17 protein-coding genes are annotated in these 20,335 nt (G+C 71.5%); 5 read left to right on the top strand and 12 right to left on the bottom strand.

The features are described from left to right. Together V6U86_RS21415 and V6U86_RS21410 are read right to left on the bottom strand one after the other, a co-directional pair. Nucleotides 1-1,020, bottom strand: a complete 1,020-nt coding sequence (locus tag V6U86_RS21415; RefSeq protein WP_334505672.1) for a sulfotransferase — start codon at nucleotides 1,018-1,020, stop codon at nucleotides 1-3. Then, a complete protein-coding gene (locus tag V6U86_RS21410; protein WP_334505670.1) occupies nucleotides 1,017-2,291 on the bottom strand; it encodes a glycosyltransferase family 4 protein in 1,275 nt (424 codons plus the stop codon). Before V6U86_RS21410 ends, V6U86_RS21415 begins: the two co-directional genes overlap by 4 nt. 258 nt (nucleotides 2,292-2,549) lie before the next feature. Here V6U86_RS21410 and V6U86_RS21405 point away from each other — a divergent pair, with 258 nt between their 5' ends. The 3 genes from V6U86_RS21405 to V6U86_RS21395 are packed head-to-tail and all read left to right on the top strand — an operon-like array spanning nucleotide 2,550 to nucleotide 5,765. Continuing rightward, nucleotides 2,550-3,512, top strand: coding sequence for a hypothetical protein (locus V6U86_RS21405; protein ID WP_334505668.1), 963 nt, complete (start codon nucleotides 2,550-2,552; stop codon nucleotides 3,510-3,512). Continuing rightward, on the top strand, nucleotides 3,505-4,284 hold the full coding sequence (locus V6U86_RS21400) for a sulfotransferase family protein (RefSeq protein WP_334505666.1): 780 nt from the start codon (nucleotides 3,505-3,507) through the stop codon (nucleotides 4,282-4,284). Before V6U86_RS21405 ends, V6U86_RS21400 begins: the two co-directional genes overlap by 8 nt. Continuing rightward, on the top strand, nucleotides 4,281-5,765 hold the full coding sequence (locus V6U86_RS21395; protein WP_334505664.1) for a hypothetical protein: 1,485 nt from the start codon (nucleotides 4,281-4,283) through the stop codon (nucleotides 5,763-5,765). The genes V6U86_RS21400 and V6U86_RS21395 overlap by 4 nt, the downstream gene beginning before the upstream one ends. Here V6U86_RS21395 and V6U86_RS21390 read toward each other — a convergent pair. The 7 genes from V6U86_RS21390 to V6U86_RS21360 form a co-directional block, all read right to left on the bottom strand. Continuing rightward, the gene (locus V6U86_RS21390) at nucleotides 5,762-6,616 is read right to left on the bottom strand and encodes a sulfotransferase family protein (protein ID WP_334505662.1); all 855 of its coding nucleotides are present in this window, start codon (nucleotides 6,614-6,616) and stop codon (nucleotides 5,762-5,764) included. The two genes, V6U86_RS21395 and V6U86_RS21390, sit on opposite strands and share 4 nt — an antisense overlap. Next, nucleotides 6,613-8,217: an oligosaccharide flippase family protein gene (locus V6U86_RS21385; protein ID WP_334505660.1), complete on the bottom strand. Its 1,605-nt coding sequence runs from the start codon at nucleotides 8,215-8,217 to the stop codon at nucleotides 6,613-6,615. Before V6U86_RS21385 ends, V6U86_RS21390 begins: the two co-directional genes overlap by 4 nt. Nucleotides 8,218-8,239: 22 nt before the next feature. After that, nucleotides 8,240-9,244: a Wzz/FepE/Etk N-terminal domain-containing protein gene (locus V6U86_RS21380; RefSeq protein WP_334505658.1), complete on the bottom strand. Its 1,005-nt coding sequence runs from the start codon at nucleotides 9,242-9,244 to the stop codon at nucleotides 8,240-8,242. Between the two features lie 20 nt (nucleotides 9,245-9,264). Further along, nucleotides 9,265-10,722, bottom strand: coding sequence for an O-antigen ligase family protein (locus tag V6U86_RS21375; protein ID WP_334505656.1), 1,458 nt, complete (start codon nucleotides 10,720-10,722; stop codon nucleotides 9,265-9,267). A gap of 181 nt (nucleotides 10,723-10,903) precedes the next feature. Beyond that, on the bottom strand, nucleotides 10,904-12,220 hold the full coding sequence (locus tag V6U86_RS21370; protein ID WP_334505654.1) for a glycosyltransferase family 4 protein: 1,317 nt from the start codon (nucleotides 12,218-12,220) through the stop codon (nucleotides 10,904-10,906). Between the two features lie 245 nt (nucleotides 12,221-12,465). After that, nucleotides 12,466-14,742, bottom strand: a complete 2,277-nt coding sequence (gene katG, locus V6U86_RS21365) for a catalase/peroxidase HPI (RefSeq protein WP_334505652.1) — start codon at nucleotides 14,740-14,742, stop codon at nucleotides 12,466-12,468. Next, nucleotides 14,739-15,194: a Fur family transcriptional regulator gene (locus V6U86_RS21360; RefSeq protein ID WP_334505904.1), complete on the bottom strand. Its 456-nt coding sequence runs from the start codon at nucleotides 15,192-15,194 to the stop codon at nucleotides 14,739-14,741. Before V6U86_RS21360 ends, katG begins: the two co-directional genes overlap by 4 nt. 519 nt (nucleotides 15,195-15,713) lie before the next feature. Between V6U86_RS21360 and V6U86_RS21355 the strand changes: the two genes are divergently transcribed. After that, a complete protein-coding gene (locus tag V6U86_RS21355; RefSeq protein WP_334505650.1) occupies nucleotides 15,714-16,736 on the top strand; it encodes a glycoside hydrolase family 11 protein in 1,023 nt (340 codons plus the stop codon). A gap of 106 nt (nucleotides 16,737-16,842) precedes the next feature. On the opposite strand, the gene V6U86_RS21350 is transcribed toward V6U86_RS21355, so the two are convergent. From V6U86_RS21350 to V6U86_RS21340, 3 genes are all read right to left on the bottom strand, one after another. Beyond that, entirely contained in the window at nucleotides 16,843-18,273 is a 1,431-nt protein-coding gene (locus V6U86_RS21350; RefSeq protein WP_334505648.1) for a serine/threonine-protein kinase, read from the bottom strand. A gap of 159 nt (nucleotides 18,274-18,432) precedes the next feature. Then, nucleotides 18,433-19,326, bottom strand: a complete 894-nt coding sequence (locus V6U86_RS21345) for an SGNH/GDSL hydrolase family protein (RefSeq protein ID WP_334505646.1) — start codon at nucleotides 19,324-19,326, stop codon at nucleotides 18,433-18,435. 155 nt (nucleotides 19,327-19,481) lie between these two features. Then, entirely contained in the window at nucleotides 19,482-20,096 is a 615-nt protein-coding gene (locus tag V6U86_RS21340; RefSeq protein ID WP_334505644.1) for a dihydrofolate reductase family protein, read from the bottom strand. Between V6U86_RS21340 and V6U86_RS21335 the strand changes: the two genes are divergently transcribed. Then, nucleotides 20,068-20,335, top strand: a 268-nt coding sequence (locus tag V6U86_RS21335; RefSeq protein WP_334505642.1) for a hypothetical protein, incomplete at its 3' end; no start/stop codon positions are given. The two genes, V6U86_RS21340 and V6U86_RS21335, sit on opposite strands and share 29 nt — an antisense overlap.

Raw genomic sequence — 20,335 nt, 5'->3', positions numbered from 1 at the left:
TCAGCCTTCCTGCCGGGTGGCGGGTGACGGGGAGACGACCGGGTCCGCGGCGCAGCGGACGGCGGGGAAGGTGGCCGCCGGGCGGCGCAACGGGTAGCCGAACCGGGTCAGGGCCACGGTGGTCAGCCCGGTCACCACGGCGTACGCGCGGGTGGGAAGCCCGGTCAGCCACTCGGTGTCGGCGACCACGTCGACCAGCCCGGTGCGGTGCCGCGAGGGGTTGCCGGCCACCGAGTGGGTGGGCCTGAGCCGCACCGTGGCCGGTGTCGGGAACGGAAGCTCGTCGGGGGTCGCGCCGACGAAGCCGGCGATCCGGGCAGTGGTGCCCGCCGGGTCGGCCACGAAGTCCTCGTACCGCACCCGCAGGTAGCGGCCCGGCGCACGGCGGCGACCACCCCACAGTCGTACGGTCGCGGTGTTCCAGACCAACCAGAGCAGCGCGGCCTTCGCGACGGGTGGTCGGCTCATCAGCTGGTCGTCGCTCGGCCCGTCCAGGGGGCGTCGGCGACGCCAGGAGTACGCGGCCGCGCGCGGGTCGCGCACCACGTGCAGGACGTACAGGTCGATGCCGGGCAGACTGCCGAGCAGGGCGCCGTACGGCGGCAGCTTGGAGGAGTCGACGACGACCCCGTCCGACCGGCCATCCAGGGCGTGTTCGGCGATCGAGGCGTAGAGCCGGGCCAACTGCGTGTCGTCGGGGTGGCCCGGGACCGGCGGCTGCCCCCGACGCTGGCGGCGCAGCAGCGCGGGCAGCCGCCGCAGCCGCAGCCGCTGGCCCAACCGGGCGGCGATCCCGGCCGGGTCGGCGTCGGTCAGGTCGGCGCGCACCCGCGCCCAGAGCGGGCAGTCGGCCACCGGGGAACCGCAACCGCAGGGCCGGTTCTCCAGGATGCCGCGCCGCCACAGGTACCGCAGCTCGCCGGCCGCGAAGAAACCAGGCAACTGTCCCAGGACCGTGGTCACCAGCGTGCTGCCACTGCGACCACTGCCGGCGAGGTAGAGCACCCGTACCCGGCTCACCGGGCCGCTCCCCCACCGGCTGCGGCCCGCCGCCGCGCCGGCAGCGCCCCGGCGGCCTCCGTGTACAGCCCACGAATCCGGTCCAGGTGCCGGTCCGGCGTGAACTGGGCGGCGATCTTCGCCCGGCCGGCCCGGCCCATCCGGTGCGCCCGCTCGGGGTCGGCCAGGATGTCGTTCAGCGCGTCGCGCAGGGCGGTGGGCGCATCGGCGGCGACGATGCGGCCGTCCACCTCGGGCTCGACCAGCTCGGGCAGCCCACCCAGGTCGGTGGCGACCACCGGGACCCCGCAGGCGAACGCCTCCAGCACCGCCATCGGTTGGTTCTCGTGCCACCGGGACGGGACGGCGACCACCGCCGCCGACCGGATCAGATCGTGCAGGCGCGGCTTGTCGAGACGGCCGTGGAACCGGACCCGGCCGGGCGCCCGCCGCGCGGCCAGCGCCTCCAACTCCGGGCGGGCGGGGCCGTCTCCAGCGACATCCACGCTGACCCCGTCCGGCAGCGCGGCGGCCGCCTCGATCAGCACGTCGACGCCCTTCTCCGGCGCCAGCCGGCCGGCGAAGACGACACCGCCGCCGGGCGTCTGCTTGGCCGCGACGCCGGTCAGGTCGACGAAGTGGTTGACCACCCGCAACCGGTCCGGGTAGACGCCCGCGCGGCGCATCACGTCGGCCAGGAACCCGCTCGGGCTGACGAAGAGCTGCACCGGGTCGTAGGCGTCGAGTTGCCGGTGCAACCAGGACTCGACCGCGAGCAGCCCACTGCGCGACAGCGAGCCGTCCTTGCAGCGACGGCGGATCGCCTGCAACGGGCCACCGGTGACACACGCCTGGCAGGGTTGGCCCCGGTCCAGCAGTTGGTAGCTCGGGCAGGCGAGCTTGTAGTCGTGCATGGTCAGCACACACGGCACACCGGCGGCGCGGGCCGCGGCGAGCACCGACGGGGAGAGCTGGTGGTAGATGTTGTGCAGGTGCAGCACGTCCGGCCGGAAGTCGTCGATCACCCGGGCCAGACCCCGGCGGCTCGTCGGTGACCACAGCATCCGCCCGGCGGCCACCGCGCGCGGCCGCATCCCGCTCGGCGCCGGCTCCAACTCCACTTGGGAGGGGAACCGCGCGGCGTATGGCAACGGCGACTCGTTCTCCGGGTGGCTCATGCCGAAGTAGGCGACCGTGTCGCCCGCAGCCCGTTGCAGGTCGGCGAGATCGAGCAAGTACCCCTCGGCACCGCCACGGCGGTAGAGGAACTTGTTCACATGTAGCACGCGCATCGACTCGGCCTGCTCACGTCGATCGGGCGAACCGGGCCCGGAGGTGATGACCGAGGTCTGCCTGCCCCGGCCAGGGCCCACGGTATGCAGACCGGGTCGGTGAGTCCAGTTCACGTTGGGCATGTGGCTGAACGGGTGATCTTCGTCTGCCCGTGCGGTCCGCAGCCTGGCCTCCCGCCATGATCTCCCGATAGCCTGGCTGCCGCCGGCCGCACCCGCTCTCCGTTCGGGCCGGCCGGTGCCCGACAAGGAGGACCCGTGGCAGCCGACGACGAGGTCTCCGCGCTCGCGTACACCGCCCGGAGAATCCGGCGGCATCTGCGCTGGGCACGTACCGAGGGGATCGGGCGGCTGATCGAGGAGGACCGCCTCAACCCGGTCGACCGGATCAGCACGGCAGTGGCGAAACGACACTGGCGGCGGCGGGCCGGCCGAACGCCCGGCTCGGCGATGCCGGTCTACCTGGTCGGACTGCAACGCTCCGGCACGAACATGCTGGTCCGCGGCCTGGACGCCGCACCCGAGGTCGAGGTCCGCAACGAGAACGACAGCGCCCTCTTCCACCGCTTCCAACTCCGCCCGGACCCGGTGCTCACCAGCGTCATCCAGCGCAGCCGTCACGCGTACGTGCTGATCAAGCCGCTCTGCGAGAGCCACCGCGTGGACGAGTTGCTGGCCCTGCCGGGGCTGACGCCCGGGCGCGCGCTCTGGGTCTACCGCGACGTCGACGACCGGGCCCGCTCCGAGGTCGCCAAGTTCGGTGACGCCAACCTGCGGGCCCTGCGGGCGATCGCCGACGGCAGCATCGGGCGACGGTGGCAGGGGCAGCGCCTCGACGCCGACGCCGTCGAGCTGATCCGGGCCCACGACCCGCAACGGTTGGACCCGCACAGCGGTGCGGCGCTGTTCTGGTACGTCCGCAACTCGCTCGTCTTCCAACTCGGCCTGGACCAGCGGAGCGACGTGTTGCTCTGCCGCTACGACAGCCTGGTCGCGGACCCCGCCGCGCAACTCCGGCGGCTCTGCGCGTTCCTCGACTTCCCGTACGACCCGCGGCTGCACGCGCACATCGGCCCCCGCGAGTCGCACGGCGCGACGGGCCACCGGCGGCTACCGATCGACAGGCGCGTGCGGGCTCGCTGCGACGAGCTGACCGACCGGCTCGACCGCGCCGCGGCCGACGCCCGATCCGAGACGACGAAGGCGGTCGACCGTGGCTGAGACCGGAACCCGTACCGCGCCGATCTTCCTGGTCGGATGCCAGCGGTCGGGCACCACGATGGTGCGCCTCGTCCTGGACTCGCACTCGCGGATCAGCTGCGGCCCGGAGACCCGGTTCCTGCCCGACCTGGAACGGATCGTCGGCCGGGACTGGGAACGGCTGGCCCGCTTCGGTTTTCCGCGCGAGGACTGGCTGCGCCGGATCCGGGACTTCTTCGGCGGTGTGCACGCCGACTACGCGGCCGCACGCGGCAAGACCCGGTGGGCCGACAAGACCCCGCTGTACGCGATGTCGCTCGACTTCGTCACCGAGGTCTTCCCGGACGCCCAGATCGTGCACCTCATCCGGGACGGACGCGACGTGGTGGTCTCGCACCGCAAACGGTTCGGCTACTGGTCCGCCGTGAAGTGCGTGGTGAAGTGGCCGCGCTACATCCGGGCCGCGCGGGCGGTTGGCGCGACCCTGCCGGCGGACCGCTACTACGAGCTGCGGTACGAGCAGGCGGTCAGCGAGCCGGAGAAGACGATGCGGGCCCTCTTCGAGTTCCTCGACGAGCCGTGGGAGGACGGCATCCTCGACTACGACAGCAAGCAGCACGACGTGGCCCAGAAGTACACGACCGAGGCGGAGCGACGACGGGCGGCGGCGAGCGTCACCGCGCCGATCTACGGCTCCCGGGTGGGCACCTACCGCCGCGAGCTCGACCCGTTCCTCCGGCTCCTGGTCTGGGTCTTCTCCGGTCCGACCCTGCGCTCCCTGGGCTACCGGTGACCCGCCCGGGCCGGCTGCGCGCGATCACCACCGCCGCCATCGCCGCCACGCTCCTGCTCACCGCCGGCTGCACCGCCGGCGGCGACGATCCGCCGCCGGCCGCCACCTCCTCCGCGACGACGACACCCGGACCCGGCACGCCGGGGCGCACCACCGAGAAGGTGAGCAACCCGTTCGGCGCGCACTGGGACTGGTCGCGCTACCAGCAGTTCGCGCCGTACCTGCGGCGGATCGGCGGCTCGGCGACGTACGAGGAGATCTCCTGGTGCGAGATCGAACGGACCTCGGGGCAGGTGGACTGGGCCGGGTTGGACGAGATCGCCACGCGCAGCCGGGACCTGGGCATCACACTGCACCTGAAGATCCGCACCGGCGTGTGCTGGGCGACCGGGGGCGCCGCACGCTACACCCGGGGCGCGGCCAACAAGACCGAGTCGGCGATGCCCACCGACCTCGGCGCGTACCAGCGGTTCGTCCGCTCCGTGGTGCAGCGCTACGGCCCGTACGGGGTGCGGGAGTACGCCATCGAGAACGAGGTCAACGCGCCGAGCTACTGGGCCGGCAGCCCCGAGGACTACGCACGGCTGGTCCGGGCCGCCGCCGAGACGATCCGCGCGACCGACCCGAACGCGCGGGTGGTCGACTCCGGCATCAGCAGCGTCGCGTACGGCATGGGTGTCGCCGACCGGTTGGTACGCGCCGGTCAGGTGCCCGAGGCGATCGCCGCCTACCAGGCGTACTTCCAGCGCCGGGTCGGCACCCGCGGGCAGCAGATCCCGGCGGTGACCGGGGAGGCGCAGCTGCGCAGGGCGCTCGGCACCGAGACCAACAGCCGTAGCCTGCGCTTCCTGGCGGTGACCGAGTCGCTGCTGACCGACCGCACCGTCGACATCCGGCAGGTGCACTTCTACGAGCACTTCAGCGGGGTGACGCCGTTGCTGGACTACCTCCGCGCGACCACACCGCCGGGCACGCCGATCCAGGCGTGGGAGGTCGGGCAGTTCTGGCGCGACGGCGACGGCGACCCGGCCAGCCGGGCGGCGGAGATGGTCAAGACGGTCACGTTGTTGGCCGCCGGCGGGATCGGCGAGATCAGTTGGTTGCCGTTGGCGTACAACCCGAACAACGCGGCGGGCAGCGAGGTCCGTTACGGCCTGCTCGACCCGGACGGCACCGAACGGGAGGCCGGTCGGATGTTGGCGGCCCTGGCCGACGCGGCCCGGGACGCCGCCGTCACGCCGCTACCCGCATCGGTGGCCGGCCGGCTGAACGGGGTCGCGTTCGTCCGGGGCGGGTCGAGCACACTGGTGCTCTGGTCGGCGTCGAACACCCCGGTGACCGTACCGGCGGCACCGGGCGGGCGGGCCGGGGCGGTGGGTGCTCCGCTGGGCGCGGTCGCTGGCGGCACCACAGTGACCAACGTGCCGGTGCTGCTTCGCGCCGACCAGCCGGTGGACCGGATCCTCGCCGCCGTCGGCTAACCGGTCGGCCAGGGTTCGGGCCAGTCGAGCAGGGCGGCCAGGCGGGCGTTGTGCGGCGCGAAGTGCTCGCCCAGCCGGTCCCGCAGGGCCGGGGTCAGCTCGGAGACGCCCGGGTCGACGCGGCGGGTGTGCCGGGTGAACGCCTCGGGGGTGAAGGCCGGCAGGTCGAGGAAGCGCAGGATGTCGGCGTACGTGCCAGCCGGGTCGGCGTGCAGGTCTTCGGTGCGGGCGACGTGGATCCGCTCCCGTGGGATGTGCGCGAACCACCGGTCCAACTGCTCGGCGTAGCGACCCCGGGCGGCGTACGAGTGGTTACGTAACGCCCGGTGGGCGGCCCGGGTGTCCGGGCCGCCGCTCGTCGCCCGGGCCAGCCGCTCCTCCTCGGCGTCGAGGGCGTCGGCGAAGGAGAGCGGCTCGGCGCCGTACGAGCGGGTGTGCAGGTAGTGCGAGTAGGCCCGTTGCACCGGATCGCGCAGCAGGACGACGAAGCGGGCCTCCGGCAGGGTCGCCGCGACCCGGGACGGCACGCTCGGATGGAACAGGTAGTAGGGGCTCGCCTCGAACGTGCGCTCGCCCGGGGTGAGGCGCGGAAAGTGCCCCCGGTACCACCGCACCCCCCGAGCGTGGTGGACGCTGAAGTACTGCAACTCCTTGCCGCTGGCCACCCGGACCCGGGGGTGCGCCGCCAGGTGGTGGTACAGCGAGGTGGTGCCGCAGCGCTGCCCACCGATCACCAGGAAGTCGGGCAGCGGCCCAGGTTCTCCCGGTCGCGCCGCCCGCCCCCAGGCCCGGGCGGCGCGTACCCCCCGGCGCAGCCGGTCGGTGACCTGACGCCTCGCGACGCCGGTCACGAACGGACTCCGGTGTGGCCGGTGCCCACACCCACACCGTCAGCGGGGCCGGTCGGTGCGGCGGGATCAGCGGCGCGGCGACCACCTCGGCGGGTCACCGAACGCAGCACCATGACATCCTCCCGACTGAGACCGAGGGCGAGCACCGCGGCGAGGTACACCGCCACGATCACGGCCAGGCCGATCGCGACCTGCGCGGTCGCGCCCTCGACCAACCAGCGCACACCGAACCCGACGCCCATCGCTACCAGCGCGGCGACCAGGCCCTTGACCATGCCCGCCGTCACCGGCACGGTGTGCACCTGCGCGCGTACCTGCCAGACCCGGGCGATGTTCACCGCCGCCAGCGAGACCGCCCAGGCCACCGCCGCGCCGAGAATGCCGTACGCCGGGATGAGCCAGAGGTTGAGCAGGACGTTGAGCAGTAGGGCGGCGAGGTTGTCCATCATGTTGACCGAGACCCGCCCGGACATGTTCAGCAGCGTCCCGCAGGGCCCGGTCGCGGCGTTGACGAGCTGACCGAGCGCCAGCACGACCGTCACCGCCGCACCGCCGGCCAGGCCCGGCCCGCCGACCAGCCGCAGCAACTGCTCCGGGAAGACCAGCAACGCCACGAATGCCGGCAGCGACAGCCGGAGCACCCAACCGGTGGCGACCCGGTAGATGCGGCGCACCTCGTCCAGTCGACCCTGGTGGTAGAGGTGCGCCAGGTGCGGACCGAACGAGGCGTTGACCGGTGCCAGCACGAACACCGCGATGGTGACCAGCCGGGTCGCCACGTGGTAGACGCCGATGGCGTCGGGGCCGTAGTCGAAGAAGCCGAGCAGCAACGCGTCCACCCAGATCAGCCCGGTGGACGACAGCGAGGAGACCCAGCTGACCGTGGAGAACCGGAACAGCTCGCCCGGCCGGTACGCGGGCCGCGCGGCGGGCACCCGGCGCAGCATCCGGGCGAGCGCCACGAGAGCCAACCCGGCGGCGCTCCAACTCGCCACCACCAGCGCCCAGAAAGCGCCGGTCAGGCCCGCCCCGAGGGCCAGCGCCAGCGCGGTGAGCACCAGCCGGGCGGCCGGCTCGTAGACCTGGCCGATCAGCGCGTAGGCCCGTTGCGTGCGCCACCCCCGGGTGGCCGCGAGCGCGGCCTCGCACACCGTGGCGGCGGGTAGGCACAGCGCCACCAACCGCAGCCCGGTGGTGAGCTGCGGGTCGTGCAGGGCGTCGGCGAGCCACGGAGCGCCGACCGCCAGACCGAGAGCGATCACCGTGGACGCCACCGCCGAGATGCCGACCCCGAGCCGGATCGCGCCCCGCAGGGCGGCCGGCTCGTCGTCGGCGAGATGCACCGCCACGAACCGGGTCAACCCGGCCCGGAAACCGGAGAGCGAGAGCAACCCCAGCAGCGACAGCACCGCGTAGACCTGGGCGTACCGGCCGAGCTCGCGTACACCCAGGGCGCGGGCCAGCAACAGCATGACCAGGAAGAGCGCCACCTGGCTGAGCACGGCGCTGCCCAGGTTCAGCACACCGCCGCGGGCCATGCCGCGTACCTGCTGGTCGCCGGCCTCCGGCGCGGCCGGCGGCCGGCCGGTCACCTCGCGCACCCGGCCGCCCGTTCTCCGACGGTCACGGCCGTGCCGCGGTCACGGTCTCCGCCGGCGCCGAGGGGGCCGCGGTGCGCGCCACCGGGCGGGTGGCGACCCGGCCCCGGGAGAGCAGTTCGAGTACGCCCACCAGCAGCACTCCGAGCAGCAGGCCCGCACCGCCCACCGGCAGGGCCGTGCGCACCAGCTCCGCCATCCGGCTCACCTCGTGCGCCTCGCCGATGCTGGTCACCTGCTTCGGGTCGGCGGCCTGGGCCTGCGCCCGCGCCGCCTGCAACCCCTCCCGCGCCTGGGACAGGGCGTTGGTCGCCGCGTCCCGCTGGGCGAGCAGGGCCTGGTAGTCGGGGAGCTTCGGCCCCAACTCGTCCAGCTTCTTCTGGGCGGTGGTGATCGCGGCGGCCGCCGCGTCGGCGCCTCGGCCGTTGCCGACCGCCTGCATGGAGAGCTGCTGCTGGCGCAGGCTGGTCAGCTCGCCCAGCGTCGCCTGGTAGATCCGGTCCGGTTGGGAGACCTTGTTCGCCTTCTCCCACTCGCCGATCGCCCTGGTCGCCGCGGTGACGTCGGCGTTGGCCGCCTCGACCTCGCTGGTGGCGATGCCGACCTGGGAGGAGAAGAGGAACGCCAGCGCCCGCGTGGTGGTCGCGGTCAGCACCGGGGCGACAGTCGCCCGGTCACCGGCGGTGTACGTCACCTCCAACTGGCTGCTCGCGCCGACCTGGCTGATGGCGAGCCCATCGCGCAACCGCTCCGGCGGCACCCCGGTGTCACCGGCCACGTCGGCGAGGACCCGGGGTGAGGTGACCGCCGCACCGAACGCCGCGACGAACTGGCTCGCCGCCTGCGTGCCGCTGTACTGCGTCCCGGCCGCGCCGCCCACCAGCGCCGGCGCGGCCACGTACGCGGTCCCGCTGAACTGCTGTGGCGCGAACAGGACGATGGCTGCTGCGGCGCCGGTGGCGAGCACCGGCACCCCCACGAGTACCCAGAGGCGCCGCCGGGCGACCCGCAGGTAGTCGACGATCTCCACTTTTTCCCCAATGCTTTCAGTCAGACCGGGACGGACGTGCGTCGTGGCTGCTCGCCGGTCAGGTGCGGAGCCGGTTGGCGGGCGACCACACTGGCAGCCGCGGCGAACGCGACGAAATACCAGAGGGTGACCACGTTGGAAATGACGTTGGAGGCGGCGCTGACCGCCACGAAGGCGGCGGCGCAGCCGGTGAACCCGACCGCGACGCCGCGCTCGAAGCTGCCCGGAGGCGCCCGCCGCAGCGCCGTCCGGGCGGTGTACAGAAAGGCGAACAGCATCAGCAGGTACGCCCCGAGACCCAGCAACCCGGTCTCCACGTACGCCCGCAGGAAGTCGTTGTGCGGCTTCTTCGCCTCGTCGGTCTCGCGCTGGGTCATGTTCGGCCCGATGCCGGTCACCGGGTTGCGGTCGGCGAGCGTGACGATCTCGGTCCAGTAGTCGATCCGCCACGCGAGGGTGTTCCCGGTCGGGTCTCCGCCGACCGCGCGCGACGTACCGAGTTGGGCGAACCGCTCGCCGACGGCGGGCACCAGGGCCACGCCCGCGACCGCCACCACGCAGAGGGTGACCAGCATCCGCTTGCTGCGATGCAGGGCCGCGACCACCACCAGGCCGATCGCCGCGCCGAGCAGGGCGCTGCGGGTGTTGGTGAGCAGCAGGAACAGCAGCGAGAGCGCGAGCAGCACCCCGAGTGACACCCGCAGTCGACGACCCAGGAAGCGGTACACCGCGAACCCGAAGATCACCATGAACATCAGGTAGCGGCCGAACGTCGTCGACTGGCTGAACGTGCCGCTGATCCGGGTGAAGTCGCCCTTCACCTCGGCCGGCGGGTTGCCGAGCAGCGACAGGACGACTGTGTAGCCCAGCGCCAGCACCAGCGAGGCGTAGCAGGCGAGCAGGACCCGACGGATCGCCGCGGTGTCCGGCATGAGCTGTTCCAGCACCACGAACATCACCACCACGGTGAGGATCCGCAACGCCTCCAGCAGGCTGTTCGCCGGCCGACTGGCGCCGAGGGCGCTGACCACGCTGCTGGCGCCCACGAGCAGCATGGCCCAGCTGAGCGGCGAGCCGCGCAGCCGCCCGTGCCGGCTGAGCTGTGCGGCCAGCCAGAGCCCGGCGGCGAGGAGGAACAGCACCGCGAGCAGTGTGGAGGGGTCCATCGCTCGGGCCGTTCCGGCGGAGCCGGCCTGGCCGGCGCTCGGCCCGGTCAGCTTGAACAGGTCGACGCAGGAGCGCACCGCGAGCATCAGCAGTACGTACCCGGCGAACCGGGTCAGCGCGAGGACGGCCACCGCGATCCCCGCGACCACCGCGAGTGGCAGGACCATGCCTTTACGGTCACCAGCCGCCATCGAGACACCCGCGACCACCGCCACGACCGCGGCGGCCAGCGCCGCGCCGCCGGTGAGGAGGCGGGTCGGGTCGAGCCGCCTGGTCATGAGCGGAGTGACCTGCTGCGTGTGTTGTTCCACTGATCCCACTGAACTGAATCGGCGCTGCCCGGCCGCTGCCGGGCGCGGCCAACCGATGTCCTCCCGGCACAAGATCGGTTCAATCTAGCCTGGTCACCTCGACGACAGAAGGGGCCGTTGCACCGACTGCCGCGTCCACCGGGAAGCTGATCCGACGCTCCCCCGGTGAAACGCCGCACGGTCAGTCGGCGACCCCCGCTGGTCGTGCCCTGGCCCGTCGTCCCGGCTCCGGGGCCAGGCGGAGATAAAGCCGCTCCAACTCCCGGGCAGCGGTGTCCCAGCTGTATCTCGCGGTGACCCGCTCACCCAGCGCCACGGCGCCGGCCCGTTCGCCCGGCAGGTCGGCGAGCAGTGACGTCAACACCCGGACCAGGTCGTCCTCGTCGCCGTCCCGGAACAACCGCCCTCCGGGGGCGTCGGACTTCAGCACCTCGACGTGCGGCGCGATGTCGCTGGCGACCACCGGCAGCCCGTACGCGGACGCCTCCAGCAACGTCAACGGCAGCCCCTCCAACCGGGACGGTTGAACGAAGCCGGCGGCGTTGGCGTACAGCTCGGCGAGCAGGTCGCCGTAGGCGAACCCGGTGAAGACGATCCGGTCGTCCGTCCCGGCTTCGCGGCGCAGCCGGTCCACGAAGGCGTCGGTGAACGACGACCCGCCGACGATCGCCAGGCGCATCGGGGTCTCGGTGCGGCGGAACGCCCGGATCAGCAGGTCGGCCGCCTTCTCCGGAACCAGCCGACCGACCAGCAGCAGGTAACCGCCGGGGGTCAGCCCGAACCGGTCCTGGATCTGACGGGTCCGCACGGGTCGGGCCGGGTTCACGCCGTTCGGAATGTAGGTCGTCGGGCGAGCGAACCGGGTGTCGTAGTGGGCGGCGAGCCCCTGGGAGACCGCCACCCGCTGGTGCGGGACGTAACCGCTGAACCAGTGGGCGCTGCCCAGCACCGCCCGCGCGGCGAGCCCCCACTTGCCCCGCTTGTTGTCCAGTCCGTGCACGGTCAGCACCACGCGCGCCCGGGACAGGGCGCGCGGGAGCGGGGCGACCAGGGCCGGCCCGAGCCCGTGGTAGTGCACGATGTCCGGCCGCGCGGTCATCGCCGCCATGGTCGAGGTCGCCGCGTGCACGATGGCGTCGAGGTGTTTGCTCGCGATCGTGTGGGTCTGGCGCAGCCGTACGCCCCGATAGCCGTCGGCGGGTGTCTCGCCGTAGCTGCGGCGGCAGTAGACGGTGACCTCGTGCCCGTAGCTGGCGAGCCGGCTGGCCATCTCCTCCACGTGCCGTTCGATCCCACCGTAGGTCGCCGGCATCCCCTTCTGGCCGATCATCGCGATCCGCAGCGGACGCCAGGCGGTGCCGGTGCTGGTGCTGGTGCCGGTGTTGGTGTTGGTGACGCCCGCGCCGGCCGGGCGGCTGGTGGCCGCCCGCTGCCGGGGAATCGCAAGGCTTCCGGCGGAATGGTCCACTTCCTCGGCCTGTAGGTCGGGATGGGCCACGTTGACTCCCTGCGTGACTAGGTTCGCGCCCGCCGCCCGGGCAGGTCAACACCTTGCCATGGATGGGCCGGACCGCCAGCTGATCTTTGAGACAAAAAAATCATCCATGGGATTCGCCCCGAAAGGAATGTCACTGGGATGACGGCGCGATGGACGGTGCCGGTTGTCACGGTGAACGGTGCGCAAAGGGCGACGAGCCCCGGCCGATCACCAGTGGATCGGCCGGGGCTCGTCGGTGACACCTGTCAGGCGATATCGAACCGGTCGAGCTCCATGACCTTGGTCCAGGCGGCCACGAAGTCGGCCACGAACTTGTCGCGGGCGTCCTGGCTGGCGTAGACCTCCGCGAGGGCACGCAGCTGCGAGTTGGACCCGAAGATGAGGTCGACCGCGCTGGCGGTCCACTTCAGCTCATCGGTGGCCAGGTCGCGGATCTCGTACACGTGCTCGTCGGACTTCGACGCGCTCCACCGGGTGCCCGGGGAGAGCAGGTTGGCGAAGAAGTCGTTGGTGAGCACGCCCGGCCGGTCGGTGAGGACACCGTGCTTGCTGCCGCCGACGTTGGCGCCGAGGGAGCGCAGGCCGCCGATGAGGACGGTCATCTCGGGCGCGGTGAGGTTGAGCATGTAGGCCCGGTCGATGAGCAGCACCTCCGGCTGGGTCTTCTCGCCGGCGCGCAGGTAGTTGCGGAAACCGTCGGCGCGCGGCTCCAGGACCCGGAAGGACTCGGTGTCGGTCTGCTCCTGGGTGGCGTCGGTGCGGCCCGGCCGGAACGGCACGGTCACCTCGACGCCGGCGTCACGCGCCGCCTTCTCGACGGCGGCCGAACCGGCCAACACGATCAGGTCGGCGAGCGAGATCTTCGCCCCGCCGGCCGAGTTGAACTCCTGCTGGATGCCTTCGAGGGCGGTCAGGACGGTCGCCAGCTGCTCGGGCTGGTTGACCTCCCAGCTGCGCTGCGGCTCAAGGCGAATGCGGGCCCCGTTGGCGCCACCGCGCTTGTCGGTGTGCCGGAAGCTCGCGGCAGAGGCCCAGGCGGTGGAGACCAGCTGGTCGGTCGTGAGACCGGACTCCAGCACCTTCGCCTTGAGGGCGGCGATGTCGGCGTCGCCCACCAGCTCGTGGTCGACGGCCGGCACCGGGTCCTGCCACAGCTGCGGCTCGGCCACCCACGGCCCGAGGAAGCGCTCGATCGGGCCCATGTCGCGGTGCAGCAGCTTGTACCACGCCTTGGCGAAGGCCAGCGCGAACTGGTCGGGGTTCTCCAGGAAGCGGCGGGAGATCTTCTCGTACGCCGGGTCGACGCGCAGCGACAGGTCGGTCGTGAGCATCGTCGGCTTGTGCTTCTTCGCCGGGTCGAAGGCGTCCGGGATGATCGCCTCGGCGTCCTTGGCGACCCACTGCTTCGCACCGCCGGGGCTGGTGGTCAGCTCCCACTCGTAGCCGAACAGAATCTCGAAGAAGCGGTTGCTCCACTGCGTCGGCACGTCGGTCCAGGTCACCTCCAGACCACTGGTGATCGTGTCGCCGCCCTTGCCGCTGCCGTGGGTGCTCAGCCAGCCGAGACCCTGTGCCTCCAGCGGGGCACCCTCGGGCTCCGGGCCCACGTGGTTGTCGGCGCCGGCGGCACCGTGGGTCTTACCGAAGGTGTGACCACCGGCGATGAGGGCGACGGTCTCCTCGTCGTTCATCGCCATCCGGCCGAAGGTCTCGCGGATGAAGTGCGCCGCCGCGGCCGGGTCCGCGTTACCGCGCGGGCCCTCCGGGTTGACGTAGATGAGGCCCATCTCGGTCGACCCGACGCCGGCCGCCATCTCCTTCTCGGAGGTGTAGCGCTCGTCGCCCAGCCAGGTGTCCTCCGGACCCCAGAAGATCTCCTCGGGCTCCCAGACGTCCTCACGACCGAAGCCGAAGCCGAAGGTCTTGAAGCCCATCGACTCCAGGGCCACGTTGCCGGCGAGCACCAGCAGGTCGGCCCAGGAGATCTGCTGGCCGTACTTCTGCTTGACCGGCCAGAGCAGCCGGCGGGCCTTGTCGAGGTTGGCGTTGTCCGGCCAGCTGTTCAGCGGGGCGAACCGCTGACCACCGTCGCCAGCGCCACCGCGGCCGTCCTCGATCCGGTACGTGCCGGCGGCGTGCCAGCTCATCCGGATCATCAGGCCGCCGTAGTGGCCGAAGTCGGCCGGCCACCAGTCCTGCGAGGTGGTGAGCGCCTCGACGATGTCGCGCTTGAGTGCCTCGACGTCGAGCTTGGCGAACTCCTTGGCGTAGCTGAAGTTCTCCCCCAGCGGGTTGCCCTTGGACGAGTGGGCGTGCAACACCGAGAGGTCGAGCTGGTTGGGCCACCAGTCCCGGTTGTTGCGCGGACGACCGCCGGTCTTCGGGGTCGGCGAGTCGATCGCCGGGTTCTCACTCTCGCTGCCGTGCGCGGTCACCGAGTCGTGCGCGACCGGGCAGCCGGCGGCTGCCTTCTGGTCCACGCCCTGCGCACTGATGGGGCCGTTGTCCTGGGTGTCGCTCATGAACTTCCTTCCGAGCTTGTGGATCTCTGGGGCGTGCGGTTGGTCGCGCAGTCGGGGCAGGTGCCCCAGTACACGACCTCCGCCTCGTCGACCACGAACCCGTGGTCGTCGGAGGCGGTGAGACAGGGAGCGTGGCCGACGGCGCAGTCGACGTCGGCGATGGCGCCGCAGGAGCGACACACGACGTGGTGGTGGTTGTCCGCGACCCGGGACTCGTAGCGGGCGGTCGCGCCGGCGGGCTGGATGCGCCGCACCAGGCCGGCGTCGGTGAGCACGCGCAGCACGTCGTACACCGCCTGGTGGGAGACCGCGGGATGATCCGCGCGGACCAGCGCGATCACCGCGTCGGTGCCGATGTGCGGGTGGTCGCGCAGCGCCGCGAGCACCGCCAACCGAGGCCGGGTCACGCGCAACGAGACAGCCCGCAGCTGTGCCTCGAAGTCGGACATCACGGGTACGAACACTAGCTCACTATTTTGGAACGAATCAAGTTTTGGGCCATCCGAGCCACCCCAACACCGGACGATTCACCCGAGGTTAACCTGCGGGGGGAGAAAAAGGGCCGCTCCACACCTGCCGCCCCGCCGCCGCACGTGATCCGGAAAGTCTCCGGAAATTTCGGCTACCCCCACCCGGGCCCTGATCCGCCGCCGAGACGCCGCGATGACCACCCCGAAACCTGATCGACTACTGACCTGGACGAATGCTGCTCGGTGACGACAGCGTTGTTGCCATCCTGTTTCCGAAAATTGTTGACAAGCCGGCGGCCAGGTTAATACGGTCGCCATCGACGGCGCTCAATTGTCGTCAGCACCAGCCACCACGACCCACTTCTCCGGTCGTCGTGCAGGACGACCAGCCCCACCACACCACCCGGTACGACGCCATGGCCGCTACCCGACCACCGGCAGCCTGCCGAGGCGTACCGCGCCGCTGGCCCCCGCCAGCCGTCACAAGGAGGCAACAGTTCCATGACCGACACCAGCCACACCAGACCGAGAGGGCGCGGCCGCATGCGGTTGCTCCTCGGCGCCGCATGCGCCGCCGTCCTGGCCGTCGCCGGCACGATGACGGCCACCAACGCGTACGCCGAGGCCGACCGGACCCTCTCGTCGAACCTCACCGGCACGCACAACGGGTACTTCTTCTCGTTCTGGAAGGACAGCGGCAACGCCAGCATGACGCTGCGTGCCGACGGCCGTTACTCCAGCAGTTGGGACAGGAGCACCAACAACTGGGTCGGCGGCAAGGGTTGGGCCACCGGCAGCCGACGGACGGTCACCTACTCGGGCAGCTACAACCCGGGCAACAACAACACCTACCTGGCCCTGTACGGATGGACGCGCAACCCGCTCATCGAGTACTACGTGGTGGAGAACTTCGGCACCTACAACCCGAGCAGCGGCGCCCAGCGGTTGGGCACGGTCACCACTGACGGCGGCACCTACGACATCCTCCGCAGCCAGCGGGTCAACGCCCCGTCGATCGACGGCAACCAGACGTTCTACCAGTACTGGAGCGTCCGCCAGCAGAAGCGCTCGAGCGGCACCATCACCACCGCCAACCACTTCGACGCCTGGGCCCGCGCCGGCCTGAACCTCGGCAACCACAGCTACCAGATCATGGCCACCGAGGGTTACCAGAGCAGCGGAAGCTCCGACATCACCGTCCGGGAAGGCAGCGGCGGCGGCAACCCGACCTCCGGGCCCACCACCGGCAACCCCGGGACCGGCAGCTGCAACGCCACCATCTCCGCCGGTCAGCAGTGGGGTGACCGGTTCAACCTCAATGTCGCGGTCAGCGGCACCAACAACTGGGTCGTGAGCCTCGGCCTCGGTGGCGGCCAGAGCATCCAGAACAGCTGGAACGCCGCCGTCAACGGCAACAGCGGCACGGTCACCGCGACGCCGAACGGCAACGGCAACAACTTCGGCATAACGGTCATGGCCAACGGCAACTGGACCTGGCCGACGATCAGCTGCCGTACCAGTTGACCCTGGTCAGCTTCTGACACCACCTCTGGCGTGGCGGCTCCGGCCGCCACGCCAGACTGTGTGCGACGGTCAACTCCCCCGGCCCACCTCGGCGTTCCGGACGGCCTCACCCGCCCGTGGCCGTCGCGTCGTCCGCCAGGCCGGCGGCGACCTCTCCGGTCGCCGCCTCCTGCGCCGACGAATCCTCGGTGTCGTCCGACGGTTCCGCCTCGGTCGGCGCCACAGTCGGTGACGCCGTTGTTCCGCCCGTCGGGGCCGCCGTCGGTCCCGCAGGAGGGCTTTCGGACGTGCTGGATTCGGGCGCATCCACGGTGCTCGCACTGGACGGTGTCGACTGGCCCGCCCCCTCGCCCGTCGAACGGCTGGCCGCCGGAGATCCGGGCGCTCGCACCCCCGCGGAACCGCGGGTGGCCGGCTCACCGCCGCCGACACCGAGGCCGGGTTCCTGCCGCGAGGGCGCCGTCGGTGACACCGAGGGTGGTGCCCCGGGAGGCGTCGACGGTCGCCCGGTCGGGCCCGGCATCATCCCGATGGGATCGGCGAACACCAGGACGGCAGCCGCGGCGGCCAACGATCCAAGAAGCACCGCGAGCGCCTGCGGCCCCGGAGTGACCGCCCGACGTACCGCACCGCCGACCGCCGACCGCCGGGCAGTCATCTGCTCGGTCCGCACGCCGGTCGAGGTCGCTGCGGGGGCCGCCCGTAGCACCCGGTCGGACGGGTCGGCGAGTGTCTGTGCCGCCACGGCCATTGCCGCCGCCGTCGGGAAGCGGCGGGCGGGCTCCTTGGCCATCGCGGTGGCGACCAACCGCCGGACCGCGGCGGGTACGTCGACGGGCAGTGGCTGCGGTTCATCTTCGAGATGCCGCAGCGCCACCGCGAGGGCGTTCTCCCCCTGGTGCGGCGGGCCTCCGGCGAGACAGTGATAGACGACAGCGCCGAGTGCGTAGATGTCGATCGCCGGGGTGGTCTCGTTCTTGGCAACCTGCTCGGGCGCCATGTACAGGGCGGTGCCGACGACCTGGTTCGCCGCGGTCAGGCTCGCCGCCTCCTGCGTCGTCGCCACGCCGAAATCAACGAGTACGACGTGCCCGTCCGGCTCGATGATCAGGTTGCTGGGTTTGACGTCGCGATGGACGATGCCGGCGTCATGCGCGGCCTGCAGGGCACGAGCGGTCTGCGCGGCGATCGACATCGTCTCGGCGACGCCCAGCCGGCCGACCTCGGCGAGCCGCTCCGACAGGGGCTGCCCCTGCACACATTCCATGACGATGTAGGCGAGGACCGGCGCGCCGGAGCGGAACACCTCACCGTAGTCGTAGACCTGGGCCACGCCGGGGTGACGCAGGGCCGCCATGGCCCGCGCCTCGCGGCGGAATCGCTCGCCGAAGCCGGCGTCGGTGACCAGCCGAGGCTGCAGCATCTTGACCGCCACGCAGCGGTTCAAGGTGTCGTCGACCGCCAGCCACACGTCACCCATGCCACCGCTGGCGATGCTCTCGACCAGACGGTAACGGTCTCCGATGACTTGCCCCACTGTCGGCATAGCTTTCGGTACCCCGTGCCCCACGATCTCAAGCACCCCGATATCGCCCGGGCCTTGTTGGCGCATGGCCTGGGGGTGCCGCGCCGTACGGCCGGCGGCACCCGCGCGAGCCGGCCCCGCCGCTGCCGACGGGGCCGATCGCGAGCCTGATCAGCTGTTCAGTCTGGCCAGCAGGGCGGTGGCCATGCCCTGCTCACCTCGGGCGTTGGGGTGGAAAGGCGCGGCCGAGTTCTGCGGCACCAGACCCTCGACCCATCGGGTGCCGCTGCCCTTGCACGCGTCACGGCCGATCGACGGGGTGTAGACATCGGCGTAGGTGGCCCCGTTGGCGCTCGCGGCGCTGGCCAGCATCGCGTTGAGCGACTTCTCGATGCCACGCAGGTACGGCACGTCCTGGTAGGCGATCGGGACGACCGGCCAGCAGCCGTAGCCGGTGTCCGGCAGGATCGCCGGGTACCCGAGTACCACGACCCGGGCGCCCGGAGCAGCGCGCCGGACCGCCTGCAACACGGCGGTCACCTTCGGCGTGGCGGTGACGATCCGCGCCTGCAACTGGTCCACACCTCCGGCGGTGTACCGGTTCTTGCACGGAGATCCGAGCGGGCTGCTGAGGCTCGCCTCCGCACAGTCGCCGATGATGCCGGAGAAGCCGATGTCGTTGCCGCCGATCTGCACCGTCACCAGCGACGTGTTCGACGTGACCGCGTTGAGCTGCGGCGGCAGCGTGCTGCCCAGTGCGCCGCTACCGCCGTAGAGGATGTCGTCAGTGGTGGCGCCGGAGCAGCTCACGTCGGCGAACGACGATGAGCCGGCGGACGCCGCCACCAGCGACGGGTAGTTGCGGTTGGACCGCAGGCAGTTGAGGTCGACCTGGGTGGGGATCAGCGGGCCTGCGGTGTACGAGTCGCCCAGCGCGACGTAGCGGCCGGTGGGCACGGCCGCGCTGGCGGGTGTGGCGACGGTGAGCAGCACGCCGGCGGTGGCGAGGGCGAGTGCGGCCAACCGGGTGGCTGCCCGCAGGAGGGGCAGGCGGGGACGGGTCATGGCGCCTCCCAGGAGGGATCAGGGGTGGTGGTGCCCGAGATCCTGTCGCCGCCGACCGCAACCGTCAATATCGATGACCCTCACTAAATGCTCGTCCGAAGTGTGGGATGAATCGGTAGCCGTCAATCAAGCGGCGCGGCCGACCCGGAAACGCCCTAGTTGCCGGCCGGCACCTGGTCCTTGACCTCGTCGTAGCCGACCGGCGTCGGCGTCGTGCCCGGCGCGTAGATCACGCGAAGGACGCCAGTCGGGAACGCCTCCGAAGCCACCAGTCGCAGGTGGTACGCCGCGTCGCCCTCGTCGAACAACTTGCGGCCCTTACGTGCGGCCACCGGGTGCACCAGCAGGCGCAGCTCGTCGACCAGACCCGCGGCGAGCAGCTGCTGCACCACCGAGATCGACCCCGGGATGAGGATGCCCCGGACGCCGGCATCGGCCTTGAGCGCGCTGACTGCGTCGAGGAGATCCCCGTTGATCAGCTCCGAGTTGCGCCAGGAGAATTCCAACGGCTGACGCGAGACGACGACCTTGCGCATGTCGCCGAGTTGCTTGGCGAACGGTGCGTCGTCGCCACCGGCGGCCTCCCGGCCGGGCCAGGCCCCGGCGAAACTGTCGTACGTCTCGCGGCCGATGAGCAGCACGTCGGCGGCGTCGTAGTCCTCGGTGACGGCGCGGCCCATGTTTTCGTCGAAGTACGGGAAGTGCCAGTCAGGGTCGATCTCGGCCACACCGTCGGCCGAGATGAACAGCGTGGAGATGACCTTTGCCATCGCGGGGGATCCCTTCGAGTCGGGTGATGTCGACCGGCGCATCGTCCCAAACTCGTCGGCCACCGACAGCCCCGATGATGCGTGTCGTATCCCGTCTTTTGTCAGCAGACGTCACGGGAGCCATCCAGTGCCGAAGATCAACCGCATTCGGCGTGGTGCGGGCGGGCTCGGCGTGTTGCCGAGCCCGCCCGTTTCGTCGAGCGTGATCACCTCATGTCAGCGCTGCAGAGTCAGCAGAC

The organism is Micromonospora sp. CPCC 205558, from assembly GCF_036902955.1.
GTDB lineage: Bacteria > Actinomycetota > Actinomycetes > Mycobacteriales > Micromonosporaceae > Micromonospora.
Note: the sequence above shows the minus strand (reverse complement) of the source record. Positions and strands in the feature narration are given on the sequence as shown.